Here is a 21,548-nt window from a genome sequence, read left to right as displayed (position 1 = left end):
CTCTTAATAATTGGCCTGCTGGCTGCGGATTTCATTCCAATTATCCGTCTGCGCAGTCGACATTTTCGTATAGCCCTGGGAGCCATTGAGGCGTTCTGTCGTGCGGTCGGAATCGATTGGAGAGGAAACGCGCGGTCCGAGAAGATCGGCGGGATTGGCGACTTGTGCCGCGAGATTGTTTTGCGATGCGCAGCCGAAATTGGCGTAATGCCTGTTTTCCGGTGTTGTCGCAATATCGTCCGGCCAGCGCCCGCAAGGCGTGGTGCCCGCCGTCATCGCATAATAGCTGATGCGGATCGGCGCTGCAGCCTCCGGTGACGGAACGGGATAGTTTTCGATGGCGATATTGGCCTGCTTGACGCCGCCTTTGCGCAGCGCTGCGGAAATTTCCGTGCTCAGCCGATAGGCGGCCGCCTGGTTCGGCGCACCGGCGGGAACAAGCACATAGACCATGCCCGATCCATTATAGCGATAGTTGGCGATGGCCTTCTGCACGATGCCGCGCTGCATGGTGTTAAGCCGGCTATCGGCGCTGCCGACCGGAATGTCGATCACCTGTTCGCGCTCGGCAATCGTGATGGGATGATTGGTGCGGTAATCGTCGGGCAACGCGCCGACGGTCACATGCTGCCTGTTGGCGCAACCGGCGAGAAGCGCGACCGACAGAACCAGCATTGCCGATTTGATGGAAACCTTGTTGCCCCGGATTGTCATACCCGTTTCCCCGCTCATTTGTAGATGTACCCCACGACGCCGTTATAACGGCCGGGCGGCAGCTTGGTATCCATCGTCCCGTAAACGCGGTTGACCTTGCCGAGAATGTAACCTGCGCCATCGCTGGCCGGATTGAGATTATCGTCGGGCCGCGCTAGCGCCTGCCGCGCCACCGGGCGAGCCAGATAGGGCGTTACGATGACGACGAGTTCCGATTCGTTGCGAATGAAGTCTTTGCTGCGGAACAGCGCGCCGAGGACGGGAATTTTGGTGAGGCCCGGAAAGCCGGAAACCGACTGGCGCACTTCATCGCGGATCAGACCGCCGATCATCATCGAGCCGCCCGATGGCAGCTCGACCGTGGTGTCCGCCACGCGCTTGCGCAGCGAGAGCAGGCTCGCGCCCACGCCTTCGGCCTTGTTGGTCGTACCAGAGCCTTCGGTTGTCGGTTCCGACACGGAGGTTCTGATCTTCAGGCTGATCCGGCCCGGACCGAGCACAACCGGCATGAATTCCAGCCCGATGCCATATTCGATCTTGGCCAACTGATTGGTGCGCTTGCCGTCGTCATCATAGGTGACGCTGTTGATGACATTATACTCGCCACCGACATTGAAGGCGGCCTTTTCGCCCGAAATGGCGGTGAGCGTCGGTTCAGCTAACGTTTTCATGACGCCAGCCGTTTCCATCGCGCGCAGATAGGCGGAGAAATTGCTGGTGGCCAGGCCGAAGCCGGTATCGGAAAGATTATTGCCGATTGCGCCCGCAATGCTTTCCGAAATGCCGGTATAGGTGATGCCGTCGCTGGTGCCGCGGCCCAGCATATTGACGCCAAGCTGCTTCATGACGGTGCGGCTGACTTCGGCCACCGTCACCTTCAGCGTGACCTGATCTTCGCCGACGATGGTCAGCATATTGACGACTTTACTGCTGCGACGCTGCCAATCGGGATTGTTGATCGCTACACCGCCGCCATCGGTCGGAGCCGAAGCGGTTGTTGTAAACTGGCCGGTCGTCGCCTCGCCACCCGTCACGAAGAGGCCAGCGAGTTTTGCGGCCTGCGCCGAATCCTGCGGGGTCTGAACCGCGCCGGTCAGAACGACATTGTCGTTGATGAGTTCGACCCGGATATCGGAACCCGGAATGAGGCGCTTCAATTGTGTCGAAAGGCTGCTGACATCGCGCTCGATTTCGACATCGATGGAGGCGATCTGTTCGCCATTCGGGCCGAAGACAAAAATGTTCGTCTGCCCGACCTGCTTGCCGAACAGATAGATGCGGCGCGATGTGCGCGTGACCGCATCGGCGATGGACGGGTTGGAAACGAGAACGTCATAGGCGTCCTGCGGCAGGTCCAGCACCAGTGATTTGTTGAGGCCAAGCGCGATACGCTGGGCGCGACCCTGTGCGCCCACCTTGACGACGCCGCCCGCCGCCATGGCCGGCGCTTCGAAGAAAGGTTGCGCCAGGAGCGTCAGGCTTGCAGCGATGAGGGCGGATTTGGCAAAATACGGGCGCACGCGTTTTCCCTGTCTCATGAGCGCGGTCCTACTTCTGTGATGCTGCCGGACTTGATGACCTTGACGGTTCCGCTGCGCGTTGGCGAGGAAACCAGATAGTCGGCCTGCTTGATGTCCTTATCTTCGGCGTCGTGCATGGAGCGTAGCGACAGGGTCAGCCGGTCGGCCATTTGCTGGGCGACAGTGATGATTTCTGCCTGATCAGGCGTCAGTTCCAATGTCGCCGTCTGACCGACCATGACCTTGCGGCCCTGTTCGTCTTCCTGAATCGTCTGGTCGATGGCGAGCACGCGTACATTTTGCAGCACGGTCTCTGTCGTGAAAGGCGCAACCGAGGTGCTGGTCGCATTGTCCGGCTTGCGACGGGTCATGATGACATCGACAAAATCATTGGGCAGGATGAAACCGCCCGCCGAGCTTTCGGCGTTAATCTGGGTCGCTACCGCACGCATCCCGGGCGGCAGGATCGAGGAGAGAAAGCTCTGCCCCGGTCCGATCAGCTTGACCTTGCGAATGGGTTCGCCGGGGAAAAGTTGCAGCCGGACGGTTGCGCCATTCAATTGGTTGATCGCGTCCGGTTCGCTGGAACGGGTGATATAGCCGTCGGATATCGCTTCCTTTGGCCATGATTGCCAGCGCATCTGCGAGGTCAACTCAGCGCCGACACCGAGGTTTTCCGTGGCGACCAGCACGTCTTCCAGCTGGATTTGCGGGGTTTCGGACGCAATCACGACGGGTGCCGGCGGCGGTGCCGCCAGATTCATGGCGATATAGCCCGCACCGCCAGCAGCGATGACGGCTACCCCAAGAATGAGCAGACGAGCTGATTTCATGATGCGCCCCGTGCAAGTCCCCACGTCCGAACGACGTGTTCCAAAATTGCACCGGCAATCGTGTAATTATGGTTAATATAATCTTATTCGTATTAAGAAATGTAAGTTTCGTCGGGCAATTCAGTGGTGCAACATCATGCGGGGGCGAACAAAATCGACTGCATGGTCTGGCCGATGGGGGAGAGCGGGAAGCTCCATAGACCGGCTGCGCCCAAGGCAATACCGTAGGGAATCCCCACATCCTTGCGCGATAGCCGTTCCAGAAAGGCATAGCGATCCGCATGTGCCGGGCGCGGCATCAGGCGATAGAGAATGATGAGAAGCGTCAGAACGCCGCCAATCAGCGAAAACTTGATCACATAATCGGCCAGCCCGGCAGTGAAGCCGAACCACAACGTGGTTGCGGCAATCATTTTTGCATCGCCGCCGCCCATGGTGCGCAGGCAGAAGAGCAGGAAGGTGATGCACAGCATCAGCGCGCCCGCCAGCAGATGCCAGCCGTAATCAGCAAGCGGAAGACCGGAAAACGGGGCGAGGATGATGAAACCGGCGGCGAGCCCAATCGAAACCCGGTTGCGAATGGTCATCGACAGAAGATCGGTGACCATGGCCGTGATCATCGCCGCCACAAATATCGCCGTCATCAACGCCGTTATGACCATCGAAATCCCCCCGATCCCCAATCAGTATAGATTATTGGCCGTTCGTCACCTTTTCAAAACTCGTGGCAACGTTATCGAATTTTTCGCCGACACTGCCAGCCATGAGCGCCACGCCGCTGACGATCGCGATGGTAACCAGCGTGCCGATCAGCGCATATTCTATCGCTGTGGAACCGGCCCGGTTCTTCAAAAAACGCGTCATCAATGTCGGCATTGCACGCTCCTTCGCCTCTCCGAAAACGGCTGCCCGCTCTGGCCGTCGCTCTGTTCGGATGGCTGAAAGATAATCGACACGCATTGTTGGGCTCTTAACAATCAGGGTTAATGAAGCGTTTCCTTATCGATTGCTCCGCCGCTGGCGCATGGGGTGCAGGCGGCTTAATGCTTCCTTCACCAATCCTCTTCATTATTTGCTAGGCATATTACGGGGGTCGTAGCGTGGCGCGTCGGTTTTTCTCTTCGAACAAGTTGCGGAAGGCATTGGTCTTGGCCGCGATGGTGCTGTTTTCGGCAGGCATTCACGCCGCCCATGCGGAAGAATATATCAAGCTCGAAACCAGTCAGGCCCGCATCCTTCGTCTGGCCCGCCCCGCCGACACAGTGGTGATCGGCAATCCCGCCATTGCGGACGCTGTGGTTCAGGATTCGCAGACCATCGTGCTAACCGGCAAGGATTTTGGCGTTACCAATATCGTCGTCATGGATAAGCAGGGCGAACCGATCATCGACCGGGAACTCGTCGTTTCCAGCAATGCGCGCGGCACCATGCGCGTTTATCGCCAGGCAGAGGTGCAGACTCTCTCCTGCACGCCCTATTGCGAAAAGGCGTCCACCAAGACCAGCGACGATAAATAGAGCCGTCGCTAAAATCCCGCACGCGCCGTTAATACTCTTTCAGCTTGTCCCGATGTATTGCTACGCCATGGTTTAAACCGGCAGGTTTGGGTGGGGCATGGCATTCAGGGGATCCCGTCGAGAGAGGCGTGGAGAAGGGCGGCTGGGGTTGCAAGCCGGACTCCGTCGATTGCGGCTGTTTGGCCGGGCGCGCGACGGCGCCACTGCTATTGAATTCACGCTTCTGATCATCCCGTTTTTGCTTATCGTCTTTTCGACCATCGAAACGGGCATGAATTTCACCGCCCGACAGGTGTTGTGGAACGCGACGCAAAATGTGGCGCGCCAGATCCAAACCGGACAGGTGCGGGGTAGCGATCTTACGGATACCAGAATCCGGACCATGCTGTGCGATCAGATCCAGTTCATGGTGAAGACCGGCTGCGAGGGACTGACGTTTAATCTCGGAACATATTCCGGCTTTGCCTCGGTCCCGACCACCGGCATTCTGACGGATGAGGGCGATCTTGCGCGCACCGGCATCAGTGGCACCAACGGCACTTCGACCATCAACCAGCTCAACGTGCTTTATCGCTGGCCGGTTCTGACAAACATTCTCTATATGATCGACAGCGCCGATGCGAAACGCGGCACCATGCCTTTATTCTCCACGCTGACATGGCAAAACGAGCCGTTTCCAAACTGACGACGACTATCGGGTTTGCCCCGGACTGGACCTAATCGCCATGCGAACAGCACTCTTCCCGTTGTTGAAGACGTTTCTCCGCGACAGGCGCGCGGTCGGCGCGGTTGAATTCGCGCTGATCGTCCCGGTTTTGCTTCTGATTTATCTGGGCTCGACAGACCTTGCCGACGGTCTTGACGTCAATAAGAAGGTGTCACGGTCCGCAAGCAGCCTTGCCGATCTGGTGACGCGTCAGATATCCGTCAAAGCCACAGACATCGATGATATGTTCGCCATCGGTAGCACCTCGCTTTTGCCTTATCGCAGGACCAGCCCGAAGATCAGGGTAACGGCCCTGAAAGTCACCAAGGCGCAATCGTCGAACACCTATTCCGTGACCGTTGACTGGTCGCGCGCCAATGTCGCAAATTTCGCGGCCACCGCTGGCAGCCAGGCCGATCTTCCCGAGGCGCTGGTCGCAAGCGATGCCTATTTCATCAAGGTCGATGTGGAGCTTGACTACAAGCCGCTGAATTCCTGGATATCGACCAGCATTCCCATGAGCGAAACCTATTATCTGGCGCCACGCTATACCAACACCATTCCCTGCGGGGGGTGCTGAAGCCGTCTTTCGCGGCTCCCTCTTGGCAATACGGACAAAACCCAACATATAGAAGGAAAGGCCAGCTCCCCCTTCAGGATTTGTTTTCATGCCAGAATTGCCAGAGGTAGAAACCGTTCGCCGCGGCTTGCAACCCTTCATGGAAGGGGCAACCATCGACAAAGTCGATCAGAACAGACCCGATCTGCGCTTTCCTTTCCCGGAGCATTTTGTGGAACGTCTGACGGGGCATCGTATCGAGGCGCTCGGGCGCCGCGCGAAATATCTGACGCTTCATCTTGATGACGGTCTTTCCATCATCAGCCATCTTGGCATGTCCGGTTCGTTTCGCATCGAGGCCGACGACGATACTGAGACGCCCGGCGCATTCCATCATGAGCGCTCCAAGAATAGCGCTCATGACCATGTGGTGTTTCATCTGTCGCGTCCGGGTGGTTCGGGCGCGCGCATCATTTATAATGATCCGCGCCGTTTCGGCTTCATGCTGTTTGCGGAAAAAGGCGCGCTCGACACGCATCCTTTTCTGAGCGGCCTTGGTATCGAACCGACCGGCAATCTTCTGTCGGGAGCGATATTGGCGGAATTGTTTCAGGGACGGCGCGCGCCGCTCAAGGCGGCACTTCTCGATCAGCGGCTGATCGCCGGTCTCGGCAACATCTATGTCTGTGAGGCGCTGTGGCGTTCCGGTCTGTCGCCCATGCGCGCAGCCGGGAGCGTCGCGGGCGATGCAGCGATCATGGAGCGGCTGGCTGGCGATATCCGCACAGTGATTGCCGAGGCGATTGCGGCGGGCGGGTCGAGCCTGCGAGATTACATCCAGGCCGACGGGGCGCTCGGCTATTTCCAGCATTCCTTCTCGGTCTACGGGCGGGAAGGGGAGCCATGCCGCAATCCCGCCTGCAATGGCGTGGTTGAGCGCGCGGTCCAGGCGGGACGTTCGACTTTTTTCTGTGCCTCGTGCCAGACATAAGACCTTGCCAAACGGGGATGGCCGGTCCACCTTGCCGCCCGGAAATTGAAGCTGTTACGGTATTGGCTTTATTGGCCTGAACCGGATAGCGATGCCTGATGAAGGAGGAGCAGAATTCCATGGCTTATGAAACGATCATCGTCGAGACGCGCGGCAATGTCGGGCTTATCCGCCTCAATCGCCCGCAGGCGCTCAATGCGCTCAATCGGGGCGTACTCAATGATCTGACGGATGCGCTCGCGACCTTCGATGCTGATGACAAGATCGGCGCCGTGGTGCTGACCGGCTCCGAAAAAGCCTTTGCGGCGGGTGCCGATATCAAGGAAATGCAGTCGATCGATTTCGTCGATGCCTATCTGCAGGATATGTTCGCCGACTGGCAGAAAGTGGACCGGGCGCGCAAGCCGATCATCGCTGCCGTTTCCGGCTATGCGCTGGGTGGCGGCTGCGAACTGGCCATGATGTGCGACTTCATCATTGCGGGCAGCAATGCCAAGTTCGGCCAGCCGGAAATTACACTCGGCGTCATTCCGGGCATGGGCGGTTCGCAGCGCCTGACCCGTTTCGTGGGCAAGTCCAAGGCCATGGACATGTGCCTGACGGGCCGCATGATGGACGCGGCAGAAGCAGAGCGTTCGGGCCTTGTCTCGCGCGTCGTCGAGCCTGAAGTCCTGCTGGAAGAAGCGCTGAAGGCGGCTGAACGCATCGCCTCCTTCTCACGGCCCTCGGTGCTGATGGCCAAGGAAGCGGTCAACCGCACCTATGAAATGACATTGAGCGAAGGATTGCGCTACGAGCGGCGCCTGTTCCATTCGCTTTTTGCAACCGAAGACCAGAAGGAAGGCATGGCCGCCTTCATCGACAAGCGCACGCCGAGCTTCAAGAATCGTTAGGACCGACAGCGCATCGGGTGGCGTTTGACGCTGCCCGATGCGGCTGAAGTCTGGCCGAAAGGGCCAAAAAGCCCGCGCGCGTGCGCAAATCCGGCTTTTTGATTGGCGGTTGAGACAGAATCCTCGTTGACGTGCGGGCAAAGCTGATCTATAAGCCCGCCCACGGATCGGCGGCCTTCCCGGGATTTCTAAGGGATTTCGGCTGCCCAAGAGGTTTTGTGCCCGGCGGTTTAAGCCCCTGGCTAGCTGACAGAAAAAGAGAGGCATTTATGGCCAATACTCCTTCGGCCAAGAAGGCAGTGCGCAAGATCGCTGCCCGCACCGAAATCAACAAGTCGCGCCGCTCGCGCGTTCGCACGTTCATCCGCAAGCTGGAAGATGCTCTCCTGAGCGGCGACAAGCAGGCAGCTGAAGTTGCATTCAAGGCTGCTGAGCCTGAACTGATGCGCGCAGCCTCCAAGGGTGTCGTGCACAAGAACACTGCTGCTCGCAAGGTGTCTCGTCTTGCCAAGCGCGTGAAGGCACTCAACGCCTAATTGCTGTCTATTTTTATATGTAAATTTCGAAACCCGGCTCATTGTTAGCCGGGTTTTCTTTTTTCTGGGTTTCTGACAGTTTGCTGCGCAACGAGAGGTCGCAATTTTTTCGCAGTTTTTTCAATGTGAAAAGACCGGTTTCCGAGATTTCCAAAAACAATGATTGGGTAATTTTCAATTGCAATTTCAATCATTTGCGCAATTTCTGACGGAGTTATCCACAGGGGTCGGGTCGGACTCGGAAGGCCGTTTGAGTCAAGCAGAATTTTAAAATTTATTTTTGAGGCGGAACAGATCAGGACCATCTAATTTGACCATGTGGAAAATGCCTTGAATCCAAAGGCGTTAATTCGCTGGCGTCCGATTCCCTGTCTGCCGCACCGCGCTGTGCAAGGGGTTTTATGAAAAAAAACTGGCAATCTCAGGCTTGCTCTTTGCGGCAGCCCTTCGCTAAAGTCGGTTCATCAAGAGGGGTGGGCCACTGGCCCGGAGTTAGCGCTTATTGCTGTCGAATGTCAGCGTGGATTGTTCAATCCGCGGGCGCTATTTTCTGGTCTCCAAGGTCCTCTTTCTTTCAGGCGATTGCTTATCATTCAGTGACCCGGCCATTAACTGGCCATTAACCGGAAAGTCGTTTTGGACAGATGGCGGGCAATTGAGTGGTTGTCGTGGAAGGGGTTCCGGGCAATCAGCCTTCGGTGAACAGTTGTATGAGTCGTGTGCGGGTAACCGGAAAGGAGTATTTCGGTTTGGGACCTGTCGGGTTCGATTGAGTTTGTGTTTGGCCCGGATTTTTGCGGGCCTGAGTGTAAGAATGAGTACCGCCGGCGTTTATAGGACGATAGATCCGGAACGACGAGCTGGAAAAAATGACAAGCGCCGGAAAATGGCGCGTACGGATTGAAGGCAGGCGAGCGATGGCAATGACGAGCGGCAAGGCGACGGCAACGATGGGTGATACACATGCGAACCGTATCCATGAATCTTCTGCTACCGGCAATGACAAGAGCCTGACGACCATGGACGCTGCAGTCAGCGAAGAGGCTTTCGAGCGCCTGACGGCAAAGCTGAAAGCCCGTGTGGGCAGCGAAATCTATTCGAGCTGGTTCGGCCGGTTGAAACTTGACGATATTTCCAAGAGCATCGTGCGTCTGTCGGTTCCGACCGCTTTTCTGCGCTCCTGGATCAACAATCATTATTCCGAACTCCTGACCGAACTCTGGCAGGAAGAAAATGCGCAGATCCTGAAGGTCGAAGTCGTGGTGCGCGGCATGAACCGCGTGGTGCGCAGTGCTGCTCCCGCAGAAGCGGCAGAATCGGCGGAAGCCAAGCCGGTCGTCGCGCCGCGTGAAAAGATGATGTTCCCGGTCGGCCAGTCCTTTGCCGGTCAGCATGCCGGCGACAAGCGCGGCTCTGCCGTGGTCGCAGAATCGGCGGCTGCTTCCGGCTCGATTCTCGGTTCGCCGCTCGACCCGCGCTACACCTTCGACAGCTTTGTCGATGGCGCATCGAATCGTGTGGCGCTCGCTGCCGCCCGCACCATTGCGGAAGCCGGTTCCAGCGCCGTGCGCTTCAACCCGCTCTTCATTCATGCCTCGGTCGGTCTCGGCAAGACGCATCTTCTTCAGGCCATAGCCGCCGCCGCGCTGCAGCGTCAGGAAAAGGCCCGCGTCGTTTACCTGACCGCCGAATATTTCATGTGGCGCTTTGCGACCGCAATCCGTGACAACAATGCGCTTTCCTTCAAGGAACAGCTGCGCGACATCGACCTTCTGGTCATCGACGACATGCAGTTCCTGCAGGGCAAGTCCATTCAGCACGAGTTCTGCCATCTTCTGAACACGCTGCTCGACAGCGCCAAGCAGGTTGTGGTTGCCGCTGACCGTGCGCCGTCGGAACTGGAATCGCTCGACGTTCGCGTCCGTTCGCGTCTGCAGGGCGGCGTTGCGCTTGAAGTGGCAGCACCCGACTACGACATGCGCGTTGAAATGCTGCGCCGCCGTCTGAACGCCGCACAGATTGAAGATCCAAGCCTCACTATTGGCGACGAGATTCTCTCGCATGTTGCCCGCACCGTCACCGGATCGGGCCGCGAGCTGGAAGGCGCTTTCAACCAGTTGCTGTTCCGCCAGTCTTTCGAGCCGAATCTGTCGATCGACCGCGTGGACGAGTTGCTTGGTCACCTGACCCGCGCAGGCGAGCCGAAGCGCATCCGCATCGAGGAAATCCAGCGCATCGTGGCGCGCCATTACAATGTTTCGAAGCAGGATCTGCTCTCGAATCGTCGTACCCGCACCATCGTGAAGCCGCGTCAGGTGGCGATGTATCTCGCCAAGATGATGACGCCGCGCTCGCTGCCGGAAATTGGCCGTCGTTTCGGCGGACGCGATCACACGACCGTGCTGCATGCCGTGCGCAAGATCGAGGATCTGGTCGGCGCCGACACCAAGCTCGCGCAGGAACTGGAGCTTCTAAAGCGCCTCATCAACGATCAGGCGGCCTGATTACAGAAGCTTCCCCGCCATCAAGGGCGGTTATCAACAAAAAGCCCGGGCCCTGTCGCATTACGGCACGGCGCGGGCTTGCTTTTCCCCTTAAAAATCTGCCACTTTAACGGACCTTTCTGGCGCCTCTGGCGCCGTACCGACGAGGGCCGCTGCCCGTCCGATGCAAGCGCCCTTGTCCCAGCGAGCGAGTGCGTTTGAACATGCGTGTTACCCTAGAGCGATCGAACCTTCTCAAATCTCTCAACCACGTCCACCGCGTCGTGGAGCGTCGCAACACGATTCCGATTCTGTCGAACGTGCTTTTACAGGCCGAAGGCGCAAGCCTCGCCCTCAAGGCGACCGATCTTGATCTCGAAGTGAATGAAGCAACCGCCGCCATGGTCGAGCAGGCCGGTGCGACGACCGTTCCGGCGCATTTGCTCTACGATATCGTGCGCAAGCTGCCCGATGGCGCGGAAGTCATGCTATCGACCAACCCGGATGGCGGCTCCATGTCGGTCATTTCCGGCAAGTCGTCCTTCCGTCTCCAGTGCCTGCCACAGTCGGATTTCCCGGAGCTGACGGCCGGGTCCTTCACCCATTCCTTCCGCATTGAAGCGCAGGCGCTGAAGCGCCTCATCGACCGCACCCAGTTTGCGATCTCGACGGAAGAAACCCGCTATTATCTGAACGGCATTTTCTTCCATGCCATTGAAAGCGACGGCGCTTTGAAGCTGCGCGCTGTGGCGACCGACGGTCACCGGCTGGCGCGCGCCGAACTGGAAGCTCCATCGGGCACGGAAGGCATGCCGGGCATCATCATTCCGCGCAAGACGGTTGCCGAACTGCAGAAGCTCGTCGATACGCCGGATGTGGTGGCGACGGTGGAACTGTCGGATGCCAAAATCCGCTTCACGGTCGGCTCGGTGGTTCTCACCTCCAAGCTCATCGACGGCACCTTTCCGGATTACCAGCGTGTCATTCCATCCGGCAATGACAAGAAGCTCACCATCGGGCGGCAGGAATTCGCCGCTTCCGTTGATCGCGTTTCGACCATTTCGAGCGAGCGTGGCCGTGCGGTCAAGCTTTCCATCGCCGATGGCCAGCTGACGCTGACGGTCAACAATCCCGATTCAGGCAGCGCGACCGATGAGTTGGCGGCAGATTATGATTCCGATCCGCTGGATATCGGCTTCAACTCCAAATATCTGCTCGATATCACCAGCCAGCTTTCCGGCTCGGATGCTGTCTTCATGCTGGCCGATGCCGGTTCGCCGACACTGGTGCGCGACACCGGCGACGAGGATGTGCTGTATGTCCTGATGCCGATGCGCGTCTAGGGCTATAGATATTTCGGCTCTGGCGGCCTGCAAATGGCGTGATTTTTCGCTTCCGGTGCTCACGTACAGTATGTACGCTGCGCTCCGGTTCTCAAATCCCACCATTTTCGGCATGCATAGCCAAAATCTCGTCAGCCCCGGCATCTCGCTGGAAGAGGCCTCACAAAGAACCCGATTGTGGATAGAAAAGACGATATAGTGAGCCGCCCCGACCGGGTTTCGGTCCGGCGGCTCAAGCTTACTGATTTCCGCAATTATGCGGAACTCTCGCTGCCGCTCGGCCCCGGCCATGTGGTGCTGACCGGCGAGAACGGTTCGGGCAAGACCAATCTCATCGAAGCGCTTTCCTTTCTGTCACCGGGGCGCGGTCTTCGCCGGGCTTCCTATGACGATGTGGCGCGAACGACCGCGCATGATGGCTTTGCCATCCACGCATCGCTGGATTGCATGATTTACGGTGAAGCCGAAATCGGCACAGGAACTGCGGGCGGCGGAGAAGGCGGGCGCAAGGTTCGCATCAACGGCGTTGCGGCCTCTGGCGACGAGCTGCTCGATTACGCTCGCATCCTCTGGGTCGTTCCTTCCATGGACGGGCTTTTTAGCGGTGGCACATCGGACCGGCGGCGTTTCCTCGACCGCATGGTCCTTGCCATCGATACCGGGCACGGCAAGCGTGTGCTCGATTATGAAAAGGCCATGCGCAGCCGTAACCGACTGCTCAGCGAAGGCAATAATGACGACCGCTGGCTCGATGCCATCGAAAGCCAGATGGCGGAGCTTGGCGCGGCCATTGCCGCCGCGCGCGCGGAAGCCATGCGGCTGATCGCGGCCATGATCGAACGGTTGCCAGCAGAAGGTCCTTTTCCGAAGGCGGATTGCTTTCTGGAAGGTTCGCTGGAACAACGGATCGGCGTGGAAGCGGCGCTCGATCTGGAAGAGGATTTCCGCCGCACCCTGCGCGACGGTCGCATGCGTGATCGCGCGGCAGGCCGCACGCTGGACGGGCCGCACCGCACCGATCTTATCGTCCAGCATAGGCCAAAGGCGATGCCAGCCGCCCTTTGCTCGACCGGCGAGCAGAAGGCGCTGCTGATCGGTCTTATCCTGGCCCATGCGCGTCTGACGGGCGAATTGTCCGGCATGGCCCCGATTCTTCTTCTGGACGAAATCGCCGCGCATCTCGATGCAGGCCGTCGTGCCGCCTTGTTCGGCATTCTGGACGATCTCGGCGGACAGGCCTTCATGACCGGCACCGACAGGGCGCTGTTCGATACGCTTGGCGGCGATGCGCAGTTTTTCAGTGTTGCAGGCGGCGTTCTCACCAAGAGCTAAATTACCCGCTGACAGCATCGTCGCGGAGGCCTATGTTGTGATCATCATGAATGCACCATCCAGACCATTTTCGTCCGAAGAACTCGAACGCTATGCGCGCCATATCGTGCTGCCGGAAGTGGGCGGTCCGGGCCAGCAGAAGCTGAAGGCAGCCCGCATATTGGTCGTCGGCGCTGGCGGCCTTGGCGCGCCCGTGCTGCAATATCTGGCGGCTGCGGGGATCGGGACGCTCGGCATTGTCGATGACGATAGGGTTTCGCTGTCCAATCTCCAGCGTCAGGTCATCCATGACACGCAAAGCATTGGTCAGGAAAAGGTCGAGAGCGCGCGAAATGCCATTGCGCGCATCAATCCGCATGTGACGGTCGAAGGCCACGCCCTGCGCCTTAACGCGGACAATGCCGAAGCACTGATCGCCGCTTATGATGTGATCGTCGATGGCTCCGACAATTTTACAACACGCTATCTGCTGGCGGATATGGCGGCCAAGGTCGGGCGACCGCTGGTCACTGGCGCAATGGGCCGCTTCGATGGCACGGTGACGGTGCTGATGCCCTATCTGACCGGAGTGGATGGCACGCAAAATCCTTCCTATCGCGATCTCTTTCCGGAAGCGCCGCCGCCCGGAACCGTACCCACCTGCGCGGAAGCGGGCGTACTGGGCGTACTGCCGGGCGTGATCGGCAGCTTACAGGCGATGGAAGTGATCAAGCTCGTCACCGGTATCGGCGAACCGCTGGTCGGGCGCCTGTTGCTCTATAACGCGCTGAATGTCCGCTTCGAGACCATTCGATACAAGGCGCGCACGCCCAAATGACCACGCCCCGTATCGTGCCCATCACCCAGAATTTCGCTCGCTGGGACGAGCTCCTGAAACTCATCCGCGACAGCTTTGCCTATATGGACGGCGTGATCGATCCGCCGTCTTCCGCGCATCTTCTGACTGCGGAAGGCCTGCGGCAAAAGGCTGGCGAGGAGACCGGCTTTGCCGCGCTGATCGGCGAGGAGCTGGTGGGCTGCGTTTTCCTCAAGGAAAGAAGCGACAGCTTCTATCTCGGCAAGCTTGCCGTTGCGCCCGCTTTCGAGGGGAAAGGGATAGCACGTGCACTGATGCAGTGCGCGGAGGCTGAAACTATCGCGAAGGGCAAGCCAGCGATCGAATTACAGGTGCGTATCGAGCTGACGCGTAACCGGGCGGTGTTTGAAAAATTCGGTTATCGCAAAATCACGCAAACGGCGCATCCCGGATATACACGGATAACTTCCATCACCATGCGTAAGGAGATTGGGCACGAATAGACGGAGGGACGACCGGCAGCCGGTAGCTGCCGATCCCCCAATCTGGAACGTCAATACTGCGTATTGCGGTCGACGATGTGCTCCAGCGTGCCGTTACGCTCGAAGGCTTCGATCTGCCGGATGATCTGCGGCACAAGGGCCGTTGCTGACGAGCTTGCCGCTGCATGCGGCGTGATCGTCACTCTTGGGTGATCCCAGAGCGCGCTGGTGGTCGGCAGCGGTTCCTGATTGAACACATCGAGCGACGCTGCCGAAAGCAGCCCACGGTCGAGCGCCGCCAGTATATCCGCCTCGTTCTGCAAACCGCCGCGACCGGCATTGATCAATACCGGCGCGCCGAACGGTCCGTCGCTTTTCAGCTGCGCGAACATCGACATGGACAGAATGCCCTTGGTGTCGGGTGTTAGCGGCAGCAGGCAGACGAAAATATCGGCGGTCTTGAGAAACGCGCTGAAACCATCGCGACCGTGATAGGTTTTCACGCCGTCGATTTGCTGCGGGCGGCGGCTCCATCCGGTCACGTTGAAACCGAGCGCCGTCAGCTTTTCAGCCGCGTCACGGCCCAGCACGCCAAGCCCCATAATGCCGACCGTCACCTCATGGGCCGCGGGCTGGCGGCGATCTTCGTGCCAGACATGGTTCTGCTGCTGCTTGCGATAGCGCGATCCGAGACGGTGATGGTCCAGCACCTGCCAGACCACATATTCGGTCATGCGCATGGTCAGATCGTCGGAGATGATGCGCACCAGCGGCACATCGGGAATGCGGTCATCGCGGAACACATGGTCCACGCCGGCGCCAAGCGAGAAGATGACTTTCAGGTTGGGCAGATTGGCGAGCGAGCCGGGCTTCTGCTTCCAGACGAGAGCATATTTGACGGAAGGATCATTCTCGGCGCGCTCGGTCACCACGGGGCGATCCGGCGCATTGTCCTTGAAGGTCTTCAGCCAGATTTCCGGGTCCCAATCGGTGATCGCCAGAAGAATATTGCCTTTGTCGTTATTCGTGGTCATTGCCTCACTCCTCCCTCGGTAGCCTCCATATGGAAGGCGGCCGCCATCAACGCCTTGGTATAGTCGGTCTTGGGATTGGCGAAGACATCCTTCGCTGGTCCATATTCGACCGCCTTGCCGTTGCGCATCACCAGCACATCATTGGCCAGTGCCCGCACCACTTTGAGATCGTGGCTAATGAAAAGATAGGCGAGATCATGCTTCTTCTGCAATCCACGCAAAAGATCGACCACTTGCGCCTGCACGCTCATATCGAGCGCTGAGGTCGGCTCGTCCAGCATGACGAATCGCGGGTTCAGCACCATGGCGCGCGCAATGGCGATGCGCTGGCGCTGGCCGCCGGAAAACTCGTGCGGATAGCGGAAGCGGGTTTCGGGGTCGAGGTTCACTTCCTGAAGCGCTGCCACGACACGCGCATCGCGATCGTCGGCGGAGAGCTTCGGCTCATGCACCAGCAAGCCTTCGGCAATGATATCTGCAATGGTCATGCGCGGAGAAAGCGAGCCGAACGGGTCCTGAAACACGATCTGCATTTCACGACGCAGCGGGCGCATATCCTTGAAGCTGAACTTCGCGATATCGCGCCCTTCAAAGCGAATATCGCCCTTGGAGGAAATCATCCGCGAAAGGGCCAGGCCAAGCGTGGTCTTGCCGGATCCCGATTCGCCGACGACACCGAGCGTCTGACCGGCACGCAGATTGACATCAATCCCGTCCACCGCCTTCACATGGTCGACGGTCTTGCGCAGGAAGCCTTTTTTGATCGGGAACCAGACGCGGATATCCTTGCCTTCCATCACCGTTTTTGCGGCGGGGTCGGGAGCGGGCGGCTCGCCCTTCGGTTCGGCGGCAAGCAGATGCCTGGTATAGGGATGCTGCGGATTGTCGAAGATGTCCTTCGTCGGACCGGCTTCGACGATCTTACCCTTGCTCATCACGCAGACCTTGTCGGCGATCTTGCGCACGATCCCGAGATCGTGGGTGATGAACAGCATCGACATGCCTTGGGCGGCCTTCAGCTCGGCAAGCAGCTTCAAAATCTGCGCCTGCACCGTCACATCGAGCGCCGTGGTCGGTTCGTCAGCGATCAGCAGTTTCGGCTTGTTGGCCAGCGCCATGGCGATCATCACGCGCTGGCGTTGCCCGCCTGAGAGCTGATGCGGGAAGGCTGACAGACGCTTTTCCGGCTCGCGAATGCCAACCTCGTTCAGAAGCTCCAGCGTGCGCGCCCGCGCCTGGGCGTCGCCCATGCCCTGATGCACACGCAGGATTTCACCGATCTGCCGCTCGACGCTGTGCAGCGGGTTGAGCGAGGTCATCGGCTCCTGAAAGATCATGGCGATGTCATTGCCGCGCACGCGCCGCAATTCCGGCTCGGAGGCCTTCATCAAGTCCTTGCCGCTGAAAAGGATTTCACCGGAAGGGTGGCTTGCCGCCGGATAGGGCAATAGCTTCAGTACCGACAGGGCGGAAACGGATTTGCCCGAGCCGGATTCGCCGACCAGAGCTACGGTCTCGCCTTCGGCAATGTCGAACGACACGCGATCAACGGAAATGCGCTCTTCGCCGTTCTGGCGGAATGCCACCGACAAGTCGCGGACGGACAGCAGGGTTTTGTTCATCAATCCGCTCATTGACCCACTCATTGAAATGCCTTTCGCGGATCGAATGCGTCGCGTGTCGCCTCGCCGATGAAGATCAGCAGCGACAGCATGACCGAGATGACCACGAAGCCGGTAATGCCGAGCCATGGCGCCTGAAGATTATTCTTGCCCTGCGCCAGAAGTTCGCCGAGCGAAGCGGAGCCGGGCGGCAGGCCGAAGCCGAGGAAGTCGAGCGAGGTCAGTGTGGTGATCGAGCCGTTCAGGATGAACGGCAGGAATGTCAGCGTCGCCACCATCGCATTGGGCAGAAGATGCCGCCACATGATGGTGCCGTTCTTCACGCCGAGCGCGCGCGCTGCGTTCACATATTCGAAGTTTCGGGCGCGCAGGAATTCAGCGCGCACAACGCCCACGAATGCCACCCATGAGAAGAGAAGCATGATTCCGAGCAGCACCCAGAAGCCCGGCGGCAGGATCGCCGCTATGATCAGCAACAGATAAAGCACGGGGATGGACGACCAGATTTCGATGATGCGCTGGAAGATCAAATCGACCCAGCCGCCGAAATAGCCCTGAACCGCACCGGCAGTCACGCCGATGATGGCCGAGAAGAAGGTGAGAATCAGGCCGAACAGCACCGAAATGCGGAAGCCGTAAAGCGCGCGTGCAAAGACATCTCGCGCCTGATCGTCGGTGCCAAGCAGGTTGAAATTGCCGAAACGGCAATCGGGGTCGCTCACGCCTTGCGCATAGCGCTGGCAGCGTTCCTCGGCTGAATAGAGCCAGAAGGGCTTTGAAGGTGCCGCTTCCGGGATTTCGTTATTCACGGTGTTGTAGGAATAGCGAATGGGCGGCCAGATCGCCCAGCCATTCTTGGCGATTTCTTCCTGTATCACCGGATCGCGATAATCGGTCACGGCATAGAAGCCGCCGAATTTCTCTTCCGGATAATCGACAAAGACTGGTGTCAGCAGCTCGCCTTTGTAGGAAACGAGGATGGGACGATCATTGGCGATGAATTCCGAGCAAAGGGCGGCAATGAGCAGGAACAAGAAAACCCATAGCGACCAGTAACCGCGCTTGTTGGCCTTGAAGTTCTGCCAGCGGCGACGATTCAGCGGTGACAGCCATGGGCGTTTAACCGGCTTGACGGCGGGGGTGAGGGCAGCGTCCGTCATCACACGTCCCTCCGGTCGAAATCGATGCGCGGATCGATCCATGTATAGGTCAGATCGGACAGAAGCCCGACAAGCAGGCCGATCAGTGAGAAGATGAAGAGATTGGCGAACACAACCGGATAATCGCGGTTGATGACTGACTGATAGCCGAGCAGGCCAAGGCCATCCAGCGAGAAGATTGTTTCAATCAAAAGCGAGCCGGTGAAGAAAGCCGAGATGAAAGCCCCCGGAAAACCGGCGATGACGATCAGCATGGCGTTGCGGAAGACATGGCGGTAAAGCACCTGATGTTCGGTGAGGCCCTTGGCGCGCGCCGTCGTCACATATTGTTTGCGGATTTCTTCGAGAAACGAGTTTTTCGTCAGAAGCGTCGTGGTGGCGAAGGCTGAAAGCACCAGCGCCGTGACCGGCAGAACCATGTGCCAGAGATAGTCGCCGATCTTGCCCCAAAACGACATCTGCGCAAAGTCGGGCGAGGTGAGGCCGCGCAGCGGAAACCAGTCGAAGAACGAGCCGCCCGCGAAAAGCACGATCAGCAGGATGGCGAACAGGAAACTTGGGATGGCATAGCCGACGATGATGACCGCGCTGGTCCATGTGTCGAAGCGCGTGCCTTCCTTGATCGCCTTGCGAATGCCAAGCGGAATCGAGATCATGTAGGACAGAAACGTCAGCCAGAGGCCGAGCGAGATCGAAACCGGCATTTTTTCCTTGATCAGATCGATCACGCTGATGTCGCGGAAATAGCTGCGCCCGAAATCGAAGCGCAGATAGTTCCACAGCATCTGGCCAAAACGCTCCAGCGGCGGCTTGTCGAAGCCGAACTGCTTTTCCAGATCGGCGATGAATTGCGGGTCGAGCCCTTGCGCGCCGCGATATTTCGAGTTGACCGAGCCGCTATCGACAGCGCTCTGACCGAAATCGCCGCCACCGCCGGAAAGGCGGTCCAGCGCGTCGCCGCCCTGACCGGAAAGCTGCGCAATCACACGCTCGACCGGACCGCCGGGAGCGAACTGAACAACGGCGAAGGAAATAGCCATGATGCCGAAGATGGTCGGGATCATTAAGAGCAAGCGTCGGAGGATATAGGCGCCCATCAGCTCAGTGTCCTCTGATGTTTCGAAATACTCTTATGGCTTACCAACAGCTTTTGCCTTTTCTTCTTCAATCCACCACAGCGTCTCGACCGGAAAGCCATAATCGGGCTTGGGTTCCTTGAAGCCGAACCGGTCCCAATAGGCGACGAGATGATTCGCTGACGTCCAATTTGGAATCCAGTCGCGCCGGATACGCAAGTACCGATCCAGCACTCTGATGGTCGCAACAAGATCGGCGCGGGTCGAAACCTTTCCGGCATCCTCAACCAAAGCGTCGATCACCGGATCGGCGGTGCCGGGCAGATTATAGCTTCCCGGCGTTTTGGCCGCCTGCGAACCGAACATGCTGGAAAGCGATTCACTGGTCGGGGTCGCGCCGAATTGCATGGCTATACCCACCATGTCGAACTGGAAATCCTGCATGCGTGCCTGATACTGGCTCGCATCCACCAGCCGCAAGCTGGCATCAATGCCAATGGCCCGCAGTTTCTGGATGAACGGATTGTAGACGCGGGTGAAGGCTTCGGAATCGCTGAGGATTTCAAGCGCGAATTTTGCGCCGTCCTTGTCGTGAAACTGCCCGTTGCGCCGCTCGAAACCAGCCTCTTCCATCAGCTTGATGGCGCGACCGAATTGCGCGCGGTCGCGGCCTGTACCATCCGAAACCGGCATGGTGACCGCTTCGCCGAACACGGCTTCGGGAAGCTTGCCGCGATAGCGCTCCAGCACCTTCAGCTCATCCGGGGAAGGGAGGCCCCTGGCCTGAAAATCTGATCCGTTGAAGCTCGATTGCGAGCGGGCATAGACATTGAAGAACAGATTTTCGTTGGTCCATTCAAAATCGAAACAAAGCCCGATTGCCTCGCGCACGCGCGGGTCACGGAAACGCTCACGCCGCTGGTTCAAGGCCCAGGCCTGCATCAAAGGGCTTTTCTCTTTCGGAAAAGTGCGCTTGATGACTTTCTTTTCCTGAATGGCGGGGAAGTCGTAGCCTGTCGCCCAGTTCTTGGAGACGGTTTCCGAACGAAAATCGATATCGCCTTTCTTGAAGGCCTCGAATTCCGGCTGGCGGTCGCGGAAGAACTCGATGTGGATGCGGTCGAAATGGCAACAGCCGTGCCGGACGGGCAGTTCCTTGGCCCAGTAATCCTCGACGCGGTCATAGTCGATAAATTGACCGGCGGCGAAATTCCCGACCTTGTAGGCGCCGGAACCGAGCACCGGTTCCATGGTGGTCGCTTCGAAATTGCGTTCCTTGAACCAGTTTTCCGACAATATGGGCAGCACCACGGCATCCAGAATGGCGTTGGGACCGCGATCCGCCGCAAAGCGCATGCGAATATCGTTCTTGCCCGTCAGTTCCACCTTTTCCAGTCCGGCGAGCGACTGGCGTATGATCGGATGCCCCTTTTCCTTCAGCACCGTATAGGTGAACAGCACGTCTTTTGCCGTAATCGGCGAGCCGTCATGGAAGCGCGCGTCCTTCCGCAGCTTGAAGGTGCAGGTCTGGCGATCTTTCGACAGTGTGATGCTTTCAGCGATAAGCCCATAGACGGAATCCGGCTCGTCGAGCGCCGGGACCATCAGGCTGTCAAAGGTCAGTTCCATGCGCGGGGGCGCGTCGCCTTTGAAGGTGAAGGTATTGAGCGTGTTGAAGGTCTGCGTGTTCTGGTTCCAGATCCAGCTTGCCGGGGCGAACCTGAACGTACCGCCTTTTGGCGCGTCCGGATTGGAATAGTCGAAATGGGTGAAATCGCCGCCATATTTCAGCTCCCCAAAGGCAGACAGACCGTGCAGAGCCTTGCCGGTCGGGACCTCCGCAAACGCGTCGGCAATGACACCCTGCTCCGGCAGGCAGGCCGCGACTGCGGCGCTGCCTGTGATCCCCAGAAAGTGGCGGCGGTTCATGCGAAGCATCGTCATTCTTCGC

Annotated in this window: 21 protein-coding genes; 11 read left to right on the top strand and 10 right to left on the bottom strand. The window is 58.6% G+C overall.

What is annotated here, in order from left to right; translation table 11 throughout:
• Positions 1-3: 3 nt before the first annotated feature.
• The 5 genes from JAU75_RS07095 to JAU75_RS07075 all read right to left on the bottom strand — a co-directional run bounded on the left by JAU75_RS07095 (position 4) and on the right by JAU75_RS07075 (position 3,943).
• Positions 4-714: a CpaD family pilus assembly protein gene (locus JAU75_RS07095; RefSeq protein ID WP_199055792.1), complete on the bottom strand. Its 711-nt coding sequence runs from the start codon at positions 712-714 to the stop codon at positions 4-6.
• A gap of 14 nt (positions 715-728) precedes the next feature.
• Positions 729-2,252, bottom strand: a complete 1,524-nt coding sequence (locus JAU75_RS07090) for a type II and III secretion system protein family protein (RefSeq protein WP_199055791.1) — start codon at positions 2,250-2,252, stop codon at positions 729-731.
• Positions 2,249-3,067 carry a Flp pilus assembly protein CpaB gene (gene cpaB / locus JAU75_RS07085; RefSeq protein ID WP_199055789.1) on the bottom strand — a complete coding sequence of 273 codons (819 nt, stop codon included), beginning with the start codon at positions 3,065-3,067 and terminating at the stop codon, positions 2,249-2,251. Before cpaB ends, JAU75_RS07090 begins: the two co-directional genes overlap by 4 nt.
• Before the next feature lie 134 nt (positions 3,068-3,201).
• Complete coding sequence (locus tag JAU75_RS07080) at positions 3,202-3,729, bottom strand: prepilin peptidase (protein ID WP_199055787.1); 528 nt, start codon at positions 3,727-3,729, stop codon at positions 3,202-3,204.
• 31 nt (positions 3,730-3,760) lie between these two features.
• Complete coding sequence (locus JAU75_RS07075) at positions 3,761-3,943, bottom strand: Flp family type IVb pilin (protein WP_199055785.1); 183 nt, start codon at positions 3,941-3,943, stop codon at positions 3,761-3,763.
• A gap of 281 nt (positions 3,944-4,224) precedes the next feature.
• Here JAU75_RS07075 and JAU75_RS07070 point away from each other — a divergent pair, with 281 nt between their 5' ends.
• The 11 genes from JAU75_RS07070 (at position 4,225) to JAU75_RS07020 (ending at position 14,726) form a co-directional block, all read left to right on the top strand.
• Positions 4,225-4,584, top strand: a complete 360-nt coding sequence (locus JAU75_RS07070; RefSeq protein ID WP_199056027.1) for a pilus assembly protein N-terminal domain-containing protein — start codon at positions 4,225-4,227, stop codon at positions 4,582-4,584.
• Between the two features lie 148 nt (positions 4,585-4,732).
• Positions 4,733-5,269 (top strand): TadE/TadG family type IV pilus assembly protein, encoded by a 537-nt coding sequence (locus JAU75_RS07065; RefSeq protein ID WP_247880406.1) that lies wholly within the window; start codon positions 4,733-4,735, stop codon positions 5,267-5,269.
• A gap of 40 nt (positions 5,270-5,309) precedes the next feature.
• A complete protein-coding gene (locus tag JAU75_RS07060) occupies positions 5,310-5,870 on the top strand; it encodes a TadE/TadG family type IV pilus assembly protein (RefSeq protein WP_199055781.1) in 561 nt (186 codons plus the stop codon).
• Positions 5,871-5,958: 88 nt separating this feature from the next.
• Entirely contained in the window at positions 5,959-6,840 is an 882-nt protein-coding gene (mutM, locus tag JAU75_RS07055) for a bifunctional DNA-formamidopyrimidine glycosylase/DNA-(apurinic or apyrimidinic site) lyase (protein WP_199055779.1), read from the top strand.
• A 119-nt stretch (positions 6,841-6,959) separates the two neighbouring features.
• Positions 6,960-7,733 (top strand): enoyl-CoA hydratase, encoded by a 774-nt coding sequence (locus JAU75_RS07050; protein WP_199055777.1) that lies wholly within the window; start codon positions 6,960-6,962, stop codon positions 7,731-7,733.
• Between the two features lie 269 nt (positions 7,734-8,002).
• Positions 8,003-8,269 carry a 30S ribosomal protein S20 gene (gene rpsT, locus JAU75_RS07045; protein ID WP_078337759.1) on the top strand — a complete coding sequence of 89 codons (267 nt, stop codon included), beginning with the start codon at positions 8,003-8,005 and terminating at the stop codon, positions 8,267-8,269.
• Between the two features lie 869 nt (positions 8,270-9,138).
• Positions 9,139-10,773, top strand: a complete 1,635-nt coding sequence (gene dnaA, locus JAU75_RS07040; RefSeq protein ID WP_199055775.1) for a chromosomal replication initiator protein DnaA — start codon at positions 9,139-9,141, stop codon at positions 10,771-10,773.
• Between the two features lie 203 nt (positions 10,774-10,976).
• The gene (gene dnaN, locus JAU75_RS07035) at positions 10,977-12,095 is read left to right on the top strand and encodes a DNA polymerase III subunit beta (RefSeq protein WP_138784012.1); all 1,119 of its coding nucleotides are present in this window, start codon (positions 10,977-10,979) and stop codon (positions 12,093-12,095) included.
• A gap of 177 nt (positions 12,096-12,272) precedes the next feature.
• The gene (gene recF / locus JAU75_RS07030; protein WP_199055773.1) at positions 12,273-13,427 is read left to right on the top strand and encodes a DNA replication/repair protein RecF; all 1,155 of its coding nucleotides are present in this window, start codon (positions 12,273-12,275) and stop codon (positions 13,425-13,427) included.
• 46 nt (positions 13,428-13,473) lie between these two features.
• Positions 13,474-14,244 (top strand): molybdopterin-synthase adenylyltransferase MoeB, encoded by a 771-nt coding sequence (locus JAU75_RS07025; protein WP_199056026.1) that lies wholly within the window; start codon positions 13,474-13,476, stop codon positions 14,242-14,244.
• The gene (locus JAU75_RS07020) at positions 14,241-14,726 is read left to right on the top strand and encodes a GNAT family N-acetyltransferase (RefSeq protein WP_199055771.1); all 486 of its coding nucleotides are present in this window, start codon (positions 14,241-14,243) and stop codon (positions 14,724-14,726) included. The genes JAU75_RS07025 and JAU75_RS07020 overlap by 4 nt, the downstream gene beginning before the upstream one ends.
• Positions 14,727-14,776: 50 nt before the next feature.
• Here the strand turns inward: JAU75_RS07020 and JAU75_RS07015 are convergent, their stop codons facing one another.
• Genes JAU75_RS07015 through JAU75_RS06995 form a run of 5 tightly spaced genes read right to left on the bottom strand, consistent with a single transcriptional unit; the run spans position 14,777 to position 21,541 of the window.
• A complete protein-coding gene (locus tag JAU75_RS07015) occupies positions 14,777-15,739 on the bottom strand; it encodes a glyoxylate/hydroxypyruvate reductase A (RefSeq protein WP_199055769.1) in 963 nt (320 codons plus the stop codon).
• Positions 15,736-17,361, bottom strand: a complete 1,626-nt coding sequence (locus JAU75_RS07010; RefSeq protein WP_199055767.1) for an ABC transporter ATP-binding protein — start codon at positions 17,359-17,361, stop codon at positions 15,736-15,738. Before JAU75_RS07010 ends, JAU75_RS07015 begins: the two co-directional genes overlap by 4 nt.
• A gap of 20 nt (positions 17,362-17,381) precedes the next feature.
• The gene (locus JAU75_RS07005; RefSeq protein WP_199055765.1) at positions 17,382-18,521 is read right to left on the bottom strand and encodes an ABC transporter permease; all 1,140 of its coding nucleotides are present in this window, start codon (positions 18,519-18,521) and stop codon (positions 17,382-17,384) included.
• Positions 18,521-19,618 carry a microcin C ABC transporter permease YejB gene (locus JAU75_RS07000; protein WP_199055764.1) on the bottom strand — a complete coding sequence of 366 codons (1,098 nt, stop codon included), beginning with the start codon at positions 19,616-19,618 and terminating at the stop codon, positions 18,521-18,523. Before JAU75_RS07000 ends, JAU75_RS07005 begins: the two co-directional genes overlap by 1 nt.
• Before the next feature lie 33 nt (positions 19,619-19,651).
• Positions 19,652-21,541, bottom strand: a complete 1,890-nt coding sequence (locus tag JAU75_RS06995; protein ID WP_199055762.1) for an extracellular solute-binding protein — start codon at positions 21,539-21,541, stop codon at positions 19,652-19,654.
• Positions 21,542-21,548: the final 7 nt, after the last annotated feature.

This window comes from Ochrobactrum sp. Q0168, from assembly GCF_016427605.1.
Lineage (GTDB): Bacteria > Pseudomonadota > Alphaproteobacteria > Rhizobiales > Rhizobiaceae > Brucella.
This window is presented reverse-complemented; position numbering and strand designations above follow the sequence as displayed.

Excerpts from the sequence above, each read along its gene's own strand:
- JAU75_RS07080 (WP_199055787.1), bottom strand. The coding sequence starts at position 3,729 with ATGGTCATAACGGCGTTGATGACGGCGATATTTGTGGCGGCGATGATC.
- JAU75_RS07000 (WP_199055764.1), bottom strand. The coding sequence starts at position 19,618 with ATGGGCGCCTATATCCTCCGACGCTTGCTCTTAATGATCCCGACCATC.
- dnaA (WP_199055775.1), top strand. The coding sequence starts at position 9,139 with ATGACAAGCGCCGGAAAATGGCGCGTACGGATTGAAGGCAGGCGAGCG.
- mutM (WP_199055779.1), top strand. The coding sequence starts at position 5,959 with ATGCCAGAATTGCCAGAGGTAGAAACCGTTCGCCGCGGCTTGCAACCC.
- JAU75_RS07005 (WP_199055765.1), bottom strand. The coding sequence starts at position 18,521 with ATGACGGACGCTGCCCTCACCCCCGCCGTCAAGCCGGTTAAACGCCCA.
- JAU75_RS07090 (WP_199055791.1), bottom strand. The coding sequence starts at position 2,252 with ATGAGACAGGGAAAACGCGTGCGCCCGTATTTTGCCAAATCCGCCCTC.
- JAU75_RS07075 (WP_199055785.1), bottom strand. The coding sequence starts at position 3,943 with ATGCCGACATTGATGACGCGTTTTTTGAAGAACCGGGCCGGTTCCACA.
- JAU75_RS06995 (WP_199055762.1), bottom strand. The coding sequence starts at position 21,541 with ATGACGATGCTTCGCATGAACCGCCGCCACTTTCTGGGGATCACAGGC.
- JAU75_RS07095 (WP_199055792.1), bottom strand. The coding sequence starts at position 714 with ATGACAATCCGGGGCAACAAGGTTTCCATCAAATCGGCAATGCTGGTT.
- cpaB (WP_199055789.1), bottom strand. The coding sequence starts at position 3,067 with ATGAAATCAGCTCGTCTGCTCATTCTTGGGGTAGCCGTCATCGCTGCT.
- JAU75_RS07015 (WP_199055769.1), bottom strand. The coding sequence starts at position 15,739 with ATGACCACGAATAACGACAAAGGCAATATTCTTCTGGCGATCACCGAT.
- JAU75_RS07070 (WP_199056027.1), top strand. The coding sequence starts at position 4,225 with ATGGTGCTGTTTTCGGCAGGCATTCACGCCGCCCATGCGGAAGAATAT.
- JAU75_RS07060 (WP_199055781.1), top strand. The coding sequence starts at position 5,310 with ATGCGAACAGCACTCTTCCCGTTGTTGAAGACGTTTCTCCGCGACAGG.
- JAU75_RS07025 (WP_199056026.1), top strand. The coding sequence starts at position 13,474 with ATGAATGCACCATCCAGACCATTTTCGTCCGAAGAACTCGAACGCTAT.
- JAU75_RS07050 (WP_199055777.1), top strand. The coding sequence starts at position 6,960 with ATGGCTTATGAAACGATCATCGTCGAGACGCGCGGCAATGTCGGGCTT.
- dnaN (WP_138784012.1), top strand. The coding sequence starts at position 10,977 with ATGCGTGTTACCCTAGAGCGATCGAACCTTCTCAAATCTCTCAACCAC.
- JAU75_RS07010 (WP_199055767.1), bottom strand. The coding sequence starts at position 17,361 with ATGAACAAAACCCTGCTGTCCGTCCGCGACTTGTCGGTGGCATTCCGC.
- rpsT (WP_078337759.1), top strand. The coding sequence starts at position 8,003 with ATGGCCAATACTCCTTCGGCCAAGAAGGCAGTGCGCAAGATCGCTGCC.
- JAU75_RS07020 (WP_199055771.1), top strand. The coding sequence starts at position 14,241 with ATGACCACGCCCCGTATCGTGCCCATCACCCAGAATTTCGCTCGCTGG.